The organism is Rhodanobacter sp. Soil772 (assembly GCF_001428385.1).
In the GTDB taxonomy this organism is placed as follows: Bacteria; Pseudomonadota; Gammaproteobacteria; order Xanthomonadales; family Rhodanobacteraceae; genus Rhodanobacter.
This window is the reverse complement of the sequence record NZ_LMSK01000004.1, coordinates 100406-112357: the sequence shown is the minus strand read 5'-3', so window position 1 is coordinate 112357 and position 11952 is coordinate 100406. Positions and strand designations below refer to the sequence as shown.

The window sequence follows — 11952 nt, the reverse complement described above, 5'->3', positions numbered from 1 at the left end:
TCACTTGTGGAACTTCGGTCCGGAAGGATTGTTCGAGCCGTGGATATTGCTGTGGCAGCTCAGGCAGCCGCGCCCGATCAGCCGCTCGTCCGGATACGGGCCGGTGCCGAGTCCGGCCGCACTCTGCAGATCGTTCGGGTGGCGCGTCATGGTGTGGCACTGCTGGCACAGCATGGGAATCGGTGCGACCAGCAGGGTCTGCTGGTTGGAGCCGTGCACGTCGTGGCAGTTGAGGCAGTTCGCGCGCACCGGCGCGTGCTCGAACAGGAACGGCCCGCGCTTCTCGGCGTGGCAGGTGTAGCAGGTCTCGTTGACCGTGTCGGTCTTCAGCAGCGGCTTGGTGATCGAGCCGTGCGGGTTGTGGCAGTCGGTGCAGGCCATCTGCCCTTCCGGCAGCGGCATGTGCGAGCGGCGGTTGAACTTGGCGCGGATGTCCTGGTGGCAGGTTGCGCAGACTTCGTTGATCGACGACTTCGCCAGCACGCCTTCGGGCGACAGCCGCGCCATCGGGTTGTGGCAGTCGGTGCAGGACAGCCCGCGGTTCTGGTGGATCGAGCCGATCCAGTGCTGGCGTGCGCCACCGGCATGGCAGGCGAGACAGACCCCGGCCTGGACTTGCGGCGAGGTTTTCGCATCGTGGGTGAAGGCGATGATCAGGCCCGGTGCGGTGGGGTCCTTGGCATGTTCGGAACCCGGGCCGTGGCAACTTTCGCAGGCCGCCTGCGGGCCGGTGTTCGCGGCACCGGCGCGGAACGAGGCCACGTGCAGCGTATGCGAGGCCTGCATGTTTTCCTGCGCGTGGCAGGCCACGCAACTCTTCGCGCCGATCGCGTCGGCCTGCGGCGCCAGCGGATTGGCCGGAATGGACGCGGCATCGAACGGCGTGGCCGGGCTGTCGCTTGCCGGCGGCAGGTGCGGATTGTTCGCCCGCGCCGCGCTCGCGCCCATGTCGGTGGCCGGCAACATCTTCGCGATGTCGTTCTGGCTGAGCGCGCTGGACGGGCTGTGCACGGAATCCGCCGGTGCAGGCGCCTGCTGGGCCTGCGCACCCCAAGAACCCGCCAGGATGCCAGCGGCACCCAGCACCACGCACAGCAAGGCGGCAGGAAACAACGAAATCACACGCATGGCTTGACGCCCCTTGGCTAGCGTGAACAAACCGCAATCGGCCGGCGACGCCCCTGCCCGGTGCAAACTCCCTGGCGGCCGGCCTTGTCCCAAGCCCGAGTATTCACCCGGAAGTGAAAGGTTGTTAAGCCCTTTTGGTTGCGTTAAATGTCCATGATCACAGAACAATTTCTGATGATTGTGCGTCGCAACAAGACATTGCGCCACAGCGCGCTAGCCTGACCCCAGCCGCAAGGACACGCCGTGCAGGACCTCAACGACATTTACTACTTCGTGCAGGTGGTGGAGCTGGGTTCGTTCACCGCCGCCAGCAAGGCGCTGGGCGTGGCCAAGTCGCAGCTGAGCTTCCGGGTGGCGCGGCTGGAGGCCAGCCTCGGCGTGCGGCTGATCCAGCGCACCACGCGGCGCTCGCACGTCAGCGAGATCGGCCAGCGCTACTACGAACAATGCCGGCAGCTGCTGGCCGCCGCCGAGCAAACCCAGCGCGTCATCGACGAAGCCCAGGCCGCGCCGCGCGGACGCATCCACGTGGCCTGCCCGGTGCTGTTCGCGCAATTGCTGCTGGCGCCGATCCTGGTCGACTTCCTGCGGCGCCACCCCGAGGTGCAGGTCGACCTCGACATCTGCCACCACCAGGTCGACGTGATCGCCGGCGGCTACGACATCGCGTTCCGCGTGCACGATTCGCTCAAGGATTCCAGCCTGGTGATGCGCAGCTACGGCATGGACCCGCAGGTGCTGGTGGCCAGTCCCGAGTTGCTGCGACGCCAGGGCCAGCCGACCCAGCCGCTGGAGCTCAAGCGTCTTTCCAGCGTGGGCCTGATCAGCGCGGAAGGGCGGCACTTCTGGCACCTGCAGGCTGCCGACGGCCGCACCCAGCAGGTGGAGCACCACCCCAGCCTGACCAGCGACGACCTGCAGGTGCTGTACCAGGCGGTGATCGGCGGCGTCGGCGCGGCGCAGCTGCCGCAGTTCGTCTGCCGCGAACCGATTGCCGAAGGCCGGCTGGTGCCGCTGCTGCCGGCGTGGTCGCTGCCGCCAGGCAACGTGCACGCGGTATACCCCTCGCGCCACGGCCACACCCCGGCGCTGCGCAGCTTCATCGAGTTCGTGGCGCAGCACATGCCGCTGGTGCTGCGCCGCACGCAGCAGGGCGTGCTGGCCGAGAACGTGAAACCCGCGCCGGCAGGCCTGATCGCCGGCTGAAACCGGCCGGCTACGCGCCCAGCCAGCGCGCCGCACCGCGCCCGGCAATCAGGCCGCTGGCGAAACAGGCGGTCAGCAGGTAGCCGCCGGTCGGCGCCTCCCAGTCCAGCATCTCGCCGGCGCAGAACACGCCGGGACGGGCGCGCAGCATCAGGTTTTCATCCAGCGCCTCCAGCCGCACGCCGCCGGCCGTGCTGATCGCCTCGGCGACCGGCCGCGGCGCGCGCAGGCGCAGCGGCAAGGCCTTGAGCCGCGCCGCCAGCGCGAACGGATCGGCCAGGGTGGGCTTGTCGGCGAGTTCGAACACCAGCGCGCACTTCGCCGCGTCCAGCCCGGCGCGGCGGCGCAGCCAGTCGCCGATGCTGTGCTTGCCGCGCGGCGCGGCCAGGCGTTCGGCGAGTGCCGCTTCGGTGTAGCCGGGTACCAGGTCCAGCTGCAACAGCGCTTCGCCGCGCTCGCGGATCTGCTCGCGCAGCTCGGCGCCGATCGCGTAGATCAGGCTGCCCTCGATGCCGTATTCGCTGAGCACGAATTCACCCTGGCGCGAGTGCGCCACGCCGTGACGATCCACCCAGTGCGCTACCACCGGCTTCAGCGGGGCACCGGCGAAGCGGCTGGAAAGATGTTCGCTCCACGCCAGCTCGAAGCCGCAGTTCGCCGGTTGCAGCGGTGCCACGTCGATCCCGGCCTGCTGCAACGGCGCCACCCAGCCGCCGTCGGAGCCGAGCTGCGGCCAGCTGGCGCCGCCAAGCGCGAGCATCACCGCCTCGGCCGATACCGTGCGCTCGCCCTGCGGCGTCGCGAAATGCAATGCGTCGCCACTCCAGCCCAGCCAGCGATGGTGCATGTGGAACGTCACGCCGGATTCGCGCAGCCGGCGCAGCCAGCCGCGCAGCAGGGGCGCCGCCTTCAGGTCGGCGGGAAACACCCGGCCGGAACTGCCGGTGAAGGTTTCCACGCCGAGCCCACGCGCCCAGGCGCGCAGCGCATCCGCATCGAACGCGTCGAGCCAGCGCCCCACCTCGTCACGGCGCGCGCCGTAGCGTTCGACGAAACGCGCGCGCGGTTCGCCGTGAGTGAGGTTGAGGCCGCCCTTGCCGGCCAGCAGGAATTTCCGCCCGACCGAACCCTTCGCGTCATACAGATCGACCGCCACGCCGGCCGCGCACGCGGCCTCGGCCGCCATCAGCCCCGCCGGACCGCCGCCGATGATCGCCAGTCGGAGAGAAGCTGTCCGGGTCATCCGCGCATGGTCGCATGCCGCTTGGGCGGAATGAACCGGCGGCTGCATCGCCACGGTGGCGAGCGAGCCACCGATCGCACCAGCATGCATACCCACTCGGGCAACACCACGCCACCGAGCATTTCAGGATGAATCGGACATGACCGGACACGGCCGCCACGAGTTGAAAGCTTGGGAACGGAAGGTGGCGTGTCGAGCAATATCTTTCGGAGCGCCTCTAATAATATAGTTCCAAACGTAACTAATTACGTCAATAAATAGCCACGCCTGCGAAATAAATGCGACGCAAGGACACCAACGGGCGCAGATCAGGATAATGCCGCTTCGATACGGTTTTTCCCTTGGAAGCCGGACTCACCGTGCAATCTTCGTCGCACAGGCCGCGGTACGAAGCCATCTGCAGGCAGATTCCTCGCGATTCATTCGCCCACTTGAAAATCGTATTTATTTACGCCATCCGGGCCTTTTCATAATCCGCGGATTGTGTGACGGCAATCACCGGATCCCTGAAAAAATCCTATTGAGGTTTTCGGTCGCCAACCCTACCGTCAACCGGTTCGCCAATGGGGAGTTTGACGAATGATCCCGTAATGAGGTTACGCCGCCGGCGTTTGTTTATCCGGCGGCAAAACAAAACTGCGCGACAACCCGGAGGGATTGGCGGGGGGAGGGTCGATCGCAGTACGCGCGGGATCGCTGGGCAATCCAAAAAAACCATGGCGCCGTGTCCGCGGCGCTCACTTCATGAGGTCCACGTGGCCCCAGCGGCTTCGTTCGCCTCGAAAAAACCTTTTGGGAGCTTCACAAATGCCAAGCCATTTTCGTCTCACCTTGCTGACTGCCGCCATCGGCATGGCCGCCATCGGGTCGGCCAGCGCCACGTCGGCGAACAGCCAGGCCTTCGTTGCACTGAACCAGCACGCCACCCAACTGCGCCAGGGCGACGTGGTCAGCGGCGCACTGGCGACCTCGCAGCCGATCCACATCGAGGTGGCGCTGAAACTGCGCAATCCGGACCAGTTGCACGCGTTCCTGGCCACGGCCAGGACCTCGACGCTGTCGATGGCCCAGCACAGGATGTCGACGCAGCAGTTCGTGGCCGCTTATTCGCCCACATCGGATCAGGCGAACAAGGTTGCCGCCTGGCTGAAGGCCGCCGGTTTCACCAACGTCACGATCGCGCCGAACCGCATGATGATCTCGGCCGATGGCCGCGCGGATACCGCACAGGCCGCATTCAAGACCTCGTTCGTCAAGGTCAGGACCAAGGAAGGCCGCAACGCCTTCATGAACAACAGCGGCGTGCAGATTCCGGCCGCGCTGCAGGACAGCGTGCTCTCGGTGATCGGCCTGCAGAGCGTGCACCAGGCGCACACCTTCGCCAAGCCGGTGCAGGCTGGCTACACCACCCAGGCGGTGACCGGCCACAACCCGACCGAGTTCTCCTCGATCTACGGCGGCAACGGCGTGACCACGGCGGCCGGCGTCCCGGTGGGCATCGTCACCCAGGGCAAGATCACCCAGACCATCACCGACCTGAACACGTTCACCTCGCAGAACGGCCTGGCCACGGTCACCACCCAGACCGTCAACACCAACGGCACCAGCACCGACACCAGCGGCCTGGGCGAGTGGAGTCTGGACAGCCAGGACGTCGTCGGCATGGCCGGCGGCCACGTCGGCAGCCTGATCTTCTACAACATCCCGACCCTGTCCAACGCCAACCTCACGGCCGACTTCAACACCATCGTCAACGCCAACGCCACCAAGATCATCAACGTGTCGCTGGGCGAGTGCGAGACCAGTGCGCAGGGCGACGGCTCGGCGGCGGCGCAGGATCAGATCTTCCAGCAGGCAGTGGCGCAGGGGCAGACCTTCTCGATCTCCACCGGCGACTCCGGCGCCGACGAGTGCGGCGACGGCGGTGTCACGCCGAGCTGGCCGGCCGCGTCGCAGTACGTGGTGGCGGTGGGCGGCACCACCCTGAATGCCTCCACCACCACCTGGAGCAGCGCCACCGTGTGGACCAGCGGCGGCGGCAGCTCCAGCACGTTCGAGCCGCAGCCCAGCTGGCAGAACGGCGTGGCTCCGGGCAGCAAGCGCGGTCTGCCGGACATCGCCTACGACGCCGACCCCAACTCGGGCTCGAAGATCATCGTCAACGGCGCCACCCAGCAATACGGCGGCACCAGCCTGTCCGCCCCGCTGTTTGCCGGTGCCTGGGCACGCGTCATCGCGATCAAGGGCTCCAGCGTCGGCTTTGCCGCACCGCTGCTGTACCAGCTGCCGGCGTCGGACTTCCACGACATCACCTCGGGCAACAACGGGGGCGAGACCGCCAGCGCCGGCTATGACCTGGCCACCGGCCGCGGCGAGCTGATCATCAGTGGCGCCGCCAACGACATCGGCGGTGGTTCGCCGCCCGCCAACGTGCCGCCGGTCGCCAACTTCAGCGATTCGATCAGCGGCCTGAGCGTGAACTTCACCGACAGTTCCACCGACAGCGACGGCTCGATCGCCTCGCGCTCGTGGAACTTCGGCGACGGCAGCACCTCGACCGCGACCAACCCCAGCCACACCTACAGCGCCGCCGGCACTTACACCGTGTCGCTGCAGGTGACCGACAACGACGGCGCGACCAACACCAAGACGCAGTCGGTGACGGTCTCCGGCGGTGGCGGTGGCGGCAACGTGCTGCAGAACGGCGTGGCGCTGACCGGCCAGGCCGGTGCCACCGGCGCGCAGCTGTCCTACACCGTGGTGATCCCGGCCGGCGCCAGCAACCTGGTGATCTCCGAGTCCGGCGGCACCGGCGACGCCGACCTGTACACCAAGTTCGGCTCCGCCCCGACCCTGTCCAGCTACGACTGCCGCCCGTACCTCACCGGCAACAACGAGAGCTGCACCGTGGCCTCGCCGCAGGCGGGCACCTACTACGTCATGCTGAACGGCTACGCCGCGTTCTCCGGGGTCAGCGTCAAGGCCACCTGGAGCACCGGCAGCGGCGGCGGCAACGTGCTGCAGAACGGCGTGCCGGTGAGCGGCCTGAGTGCGACCACGGGCAACGCCCTGTACTACACGATGGTCGTGCCGGCCGGTGCCAGCAATCTCAACATCAAGATCGCCGGCGGCACCGGCGACGCCGACCTGTACGTCAAGCTCGGTTCGACGCCCACCACCAGCAGCTACGACTGCCGCCCGTACGTGACGGGCAACACCGAAAGCTGCACCGCGACGGCGCCCACGGCCGGCACCTACTACGTCATGGTGCGTGCCTACAGCAGCTACACCGGCGTCACGCTGACCGGCAGCTACACGCCGTAAGCGGCTGACTGCCGCACCGGCACGCAAGGAAGCGTGCCGACGGCAACCCGAGGCCCGGCCGGCAACGACCGGGCCTCGTGGTTTTCGATGGTGCGAACGCACATCGGCAGGTTGCGCCAACGTTGTATCGTGCCGGCTTTGTCGCCAGAGAATGCACGCGATGCCCCGGATCACCTCCCTGCTTTTGTTCGCCCTGCTGGCCACGGCGACTGCCGCGCCCGCGGAACCGGCGCCGGCGATGCCGCACGAACAGCCGGCGCTGCACGCACTGGCCCACGCCCCCAGCGAGACGGAACTGCGCGCCACGATCACGAAGCTGGTCGGTTTCGGCACCCGCCACACCTTGTCGGATACGAAGTCCGATACGCGCGGCATCGGCGCCGCACGACGCTGGGTGAAGTCGCGCTTCGAGGCGATCTCGCGCGAGTGCGGCGGCTGCATCGAGGTGATCACCCCGTCGCAGATGTTCACCGGCAAGCGCGCACCCAAACCGACCGAAGTGATGGACGTGGTCGCGATCAAGCGCGGCAAGCACGATCCGAACCGGGTGATCGTGATGACCGGCCACCTCGACTCGCGCGTCACCGACGTGATGAACGCCACCAGCGACGCGCCCGGCGCAAACGACGACGCTTCCGGCGTCGCCGCCCTGATCGAGGCGGCGCGGCTGCTGTCGAAGCAGGACAACGACGCCACCCTGGTATTCGCCGCCTTGTCCGGCGAAGAGCAGGGCCTGTACGGCGGCAAGGTGCTGGCCGACTACGCCGTCGCGCACGGCTGGCAGGTCGAGGCCCAGCTCAACAACGACATCGTGGGCAACAGCCAGGGCCAGAACGGGGTGATCGACAACACCCACGTGCGCGTGTTCTCCGAGGGCACCAAGAGCAACGAGACGGCGGCCCAGGCGGACTACCGCCGCTACCACGGCGGCGAGGTGGATTCGCCCTCGCGCAACCTCGCCCGTTACATCGACCGCCTCGCCGACAGCTACCTGCCCGACTTCCAGGTGCGCATGGTCTACCGCACCGACCGTTACGGCCGCGGCGGCGACCAGGTGCCGTTCCTGGAAGCGGGCTACCCCGCCGTGCGCGTCACCGAGGCGCACGAGAACTACACCCGCCAGCACCAGGACCTGCGCAACGAGGGCGGTGTGCGCTACGGCGACACCATCGACGGCATCGACTTCCGCTACCTCGCCCGCGTCACCGCGTTGAACGCCATCACCATGGCCGCGCTGAGCCGCGCGCCGGCGCCGCCCACCGGCGTCGACAGCAAGGGTGCGCTGGCCACCGACACCACGCTCAGCTGGCACAAGGTGCCCGGCGCCGCCGGCTATCGCGTGCACTGGCGCGATACCACCGCGGCGCAATGGCAGCATCAGCGCGCGGTCGGCGACGTCGACCAGGCGGTACTGCAGGACGTGGTGATCGACGACTGGTTCTTCGGCGTGTCGTCGGTCTCGGCCGACGGCTACGAGAGCCCGGTGGTGTTCCCCGGCTATGCCGGCAGCTTCGAGCGTTCGCCGGCAGCGGCATCGAGCAGCGCCGGTCGCTGAAGCGGCGCGGCGGCGCCCGCTCAATCCAGCGACACGCCCAGCAGGCCAAGCCGGCGCAGGCCATCGGCGCTGGGTTGCAGCGCGCGACCGCGCGGCAGCGGCCGCAACCAGCCGGCCTCGAGCATCGCTGCGGTCAGCGTCACGCCGAGCGGTCCGCCCAGATGCATGCGCCGCTCGGTCCAGTCCAGGCAGCTGCGGCCGTACAGCTTCGCCACGTTCGGCAACGGCAGTCCGCTGCCGGCCAATGCGTCGACGCCGGCCGGCAACAGTTGCAGGCCGCGCGACCCGGTGTGCAGCCAGTCGCGCTGCAGCAACGTGGCGCAGAACGCCACGCCCAGCGCGCCGGCCAGGTGGCGGTAGCAGCAACGCGCGCGGCGTAGTTGCGCATCGCCCTTGGCCGGCAGCGCGTGCAGCGCCGGGGCGCGGGCCAGCGACAACGATTCCAGCATCGCCGCGACGCGCTCGTCGGCGAGCCGGTAGTAGCGATGCCGGCCCTGCGCCTGCAACGCCAGCAGGCCGCCGTCGAACAGCCGACGCAGATGCGCGCTGGCGGTGGCCGGGCTGATCCCGGCCGCCTGCGCCAGTTCGCCCGCGGGCCGCGCGGTGCCGTCGACCAGGACCAGCAGCATGGCGGCACGCGCCGGCTCGGCCAGCAAACTGCCGAGTTCGGCCAGCTGGTAGCGATTGAGCGGTGCGGCTTCGTCCATGCACGCAGTCTAGCCAGCGCGTTGCCCGGACGCTTCGCCGCGCGGCGAAACGTCGACGCCTCAGTCGCGCTGGAACAGCGCCAGTTCGGGCCGGTGCAGGCTGAAGCCCTGCACCCGGTTCACGCCCAGCGCCGCCAGCGCCTGCACGGTTTCCGCGTCGGCCACCCATTCGGCGACCACTTCCAGGCCAAGCCGGTGGCCGATGTCGGTGACCGCCCTGACCATCAGGTGGCTGACCGGGTCGGTGAGCATGTCGCGCACGAAGCCGCCGTCGATCTTGATGATGTCCAGCGGCAGGTTCTTCAAATAGGTGAACGAGGACATGCCGGCGCCGAAATCGTCCAGCGCGATGCGGCAGCCGGCCGCGCGCAGGCGCTCCATGAAGCGCACCACTTGCGACAGGTTGCGCACCGCCACGGTCTCGGTGATCTCGAAGCACACCCGCGACGGCTCCACCCGGTAACGGCGCAGCAGCTCGATGATCAGGTCGGCCAGCGCCTCGTCCTCGACGCTGGCGCCGGACAGGTTGATCGCCACCATGCGCAGCGCGCTGCCGGTCGGGTGCAGCCGGTCGAAGTTGGCCAGCGTGGTCTCGATCACCCAGCGGTCGACCACCGGCATCAGGCCGTAGCGCTCGGCCGCCGGCATGAACACGCCGGGCATCACCAGTTGGCCGGATTCCTCGCGAAAGCGCAGCAGCACCTCGATGCCGGGTTCGCCGCCGGCAGTCAGTGGCAGCGGCCAGATTTCCTGATAGGTGAGCATCAGGCGATGCTCGTCGACCGCCCAACGCAAGCGGTTCGCCCATTCCATCTCGCTGTGCCGGCGTACCGTCTCGTCGTCGCGCTCGGAATAGAAATGCACGCGGTTGCGGCCGAGTTCCTTGGCCATGTAGCAGGCCGTGTCGGCCTGCGCCAGCAGGTCCTTCACCAGGATTCCCGGGCGGTCGATCATCACGCCGCCGATGCTGGCGCTGATCATGTAGCTGCGCTGTTCCCAGATGAACACGTAGCCGTCGATGCAGCGACGCACGCGCTCGGCGATCCGCTCGGCCTCCTCGCGGTCGGCCACGCCGGCCACCAGCACGCCGAACTCGTCGCCGCCGAGTCGCGCCAGCACGTCGGTGCCGCCCAGCTGCTTGCGCATCACGATCGCCAGCTGGGCCAGCAACTGATCGCCGGCAAGGTGGCCGGAAGTGTCGTTGATCAACTTGAACTGGTCGAGGTCGATGTACAACAGCACGGCCGGCGGGGTACCGATCGCGGTCGCCGCCAGCGCGCCGTGCAGGCGGCGTTCGAACTCGCGCCGGTTGTACAGCTCGGTCAGCGCGTCGTGGCTGGCCTGGTGGCTCAGCAGCTCGGTCAGCTGGCGCTGCTCGCTGATGTCGGTGGCCACCATCAGCAGTTTGTCGTGCCCGCTCAGCAGCACCCGCGAGATCGCCACGCTGGCCCAGAAGCGGACGCCCTCGCCGTTGCGCAGGGCCGCCTCGATCCGGCTGCAGCCACGGGTATCGGCATCCTGCAGTTGCGCGCGCAGGTCCGGGTCTTCGAACAGGTCGGGCAGCTGCCGTTCGGTCACGCGTTCGCCGAGGCGGTCGCGCGAGGCCTGGTTCGCGTAGGTGACCTGTCCGCCATCGACCTCGGCCAGCAGCACCAGCGCCGGCAGCAGTTCGTTCAACGCACGGAAGCGCTCCTCGCTCTCGCGGTAGCGGCGGCTCATCCGCCAGCCCAGCGCGAGCGCACGCTGGCGGGTGCTCACAACGGAATACACCAGCAGCGCCAGCAGCAGGCTCGCCAGCAGGCCGGCGGGCAAGGCGGACTGGCGCCAGTCGATCGCGGCCGGGCCGGCATCGCGCGACCGCATCGACACGTTCCACACCCGCCCGCCATAGGCCAGCCGGCGCTCGAACCGGTAGCCGTCCGGCACCCTCGCCGCACCCGGCTCCGAATCGAACAGCGGCAGCACGTGCCGGGCATCGGTGACGTCGCTGAGGCGCAGGCGCAGTTCGCGGGTCGCCCGGTCCGGCAACGCATTGCCGATCAGGCTGCTCACCCGGAACGACACCGCAATCGAGCCGCGCATGCGCTGCCGCCGCTCGTCGACTGTTTGCGGCGGATTCCCCGGACTGAACACCGGCAACCGTAGTGTGATGCCGTCATCCGCTGCCGCGGCGGCGGGCTGCTGCACCGGGTGGAACGGCGCCGACAAGGTCGCCTGGTCGCTGTCGCGCGAAGCCAGCAGGCCGGCGAGATTGTTCGGCTGTGCGCCCACGTCGAGCCCGACCACCGCCCCGTTCCCCTCTATCGGCTCGACCCAGCGGGTCATGTAGTGCCAGCCACCGGGACCCGCTTCACGCTGCGCATAGGCCAGTGCAAGCAGGCTGGGGAACTGTTCGCGGGGGCGCAGGTTGGTGTAGAAGCTGCTGAACTCCGGTGCGGTCACCTCTTCCGAGGCGAGGAACAGGGTCTGCACCGCGCGCAGCATCGACTCCGCCAAATGCAGCTTGGTCTGCAGCGCCGCATAGGTCTTGTTGGCCAGCTCGTCGTGGACGAAGGTCTGTTCCACCTCCCGCCGCTGCTTCTGCTGATGGTGCACGGCCAGCGCCAGCGCCACCCCCGACAGCAGGGCGAGCAGACCCCACAGCCAAGCCGTCAGCCGCCATGGCGAGGGCATCGGAATCACGGGATCGGGCTCGTCGCGACCGTCCGCCGCCGCCGAATGGAATTCGTCGAAATCCTCTTTTCCGGACAAGGGATCCACCACGCGGTGCCGTGACTGCCGATGGTACA

Annotated in this window: 7 protein-coding genes; 3 read left to right on the top strand and 4 right to left on the bottom strand. The window is 68.4% G+C overall.

Annotated features, from left to right (window positions below; all coding sequences use genetic code 11):
• The gene (locus tag ASG75_RS14340; protein WP_056390980.1) at positions 1-1128 is read right to left on the bottom strand and encodes a DmsE family decaheme c-type cytochrome; all 1128 of its coding nucleotides are present in this window, start codon (positions 1126-1128) and stop codon (positions 1-3) included.
• A gap of 243 nt (positions 1129-1371) precedes the next feature.
• On the opposite strand from ASG75_RS14340, the gene ASG75_RS14335 reads away from it, so the two are divergent.
• Positions 1372-2334: a LysR substrate-binding domain-containing protein gene (locus ASG75_RS14335; protein WP_056390977.1), complete on the top strand. Its 963-nt coding sequence runs from the start codon at positions 1372-1374 to the stop codon at positions 2332-2334.
• Between the two features lie 10 nt (positions 2335-2344).
• On the opposite strand, the gene ASG75_RS14330 is transcribed toward ASG75_RS14335, so the two are convergent.
• A complete protein-coding gene (locus tag ASG75_RS14330) occupies positions 2345-3577 on the bottom strand; it encodes a TIGR03862 family flavoprotein (protein ID WP_082547638.1) in 1233 nt (410 codons plus the stop codon).
• Positions 3578-4384: 807 nt separating this feature from the next.
• On the opposite strand from ASG75_RS14330, the gene ASG75_RS14325 reads away from it, so the two are divergent.
• Together ASG75_RS14325 and ASG75_RS14320 are read left to right on the top strand one after the other, a co-directional pair.
• Positions 4385-6901 (top strand): pre-peptidase C-terminal domain-containing protein, encoded by a 2517-nt coding sequence (locus ASG75_RS14325; RefSeq protein WP_056390974.1) that lies wholly within the window; start codon positions 4385-4387, stop codon positions 6899-6901.
• Positions 6902-7061: 160 nt separating this feature from the next.
• Positions 7062-8456 (top strand): M20/M25/M40 family metallo-hydrolase, encoded by a 1395-nt coding sequence (locus ASG75_RS14320; protein ID WP_056390970.1) that lies wholly within the window; start codon positions 7062-7064, stop codon positions 8454-8456.
• Between the two features lie 20 nt (positions 8457-8476).
• Here the strand turns inward: ASG75_RS14320 and ASG75_RS14315 are convergent, their stop codons facing one another.
• Positions 8477-9163 carry a helix-turn-helix transcriptional regulator gene (locus ASG75_RS14315; RefSeq protein WP_056390966.1) on the bottom strand — a complete coding sequence of 229 codons (687 nt, stop codon included), beginning with the start codon at positions 9161-9163 and terminating at the stop codon, positions 8477-8479.
• 60 nt (positions 9164-9223) lie between these two features.
• On the bottom strand, positions 9224-11836 hold the full coding sequence (locus ASG75_RS14310; RefSeq protein WP_235580250.1) for an EAL domain-containing protein: 2613 nt from the start codon (positions 11834-11836) through the stop codon (positions 9224-9226).
• Between the last annotated feature and the right edge of the window lie 116 nt (positions 11837-11952).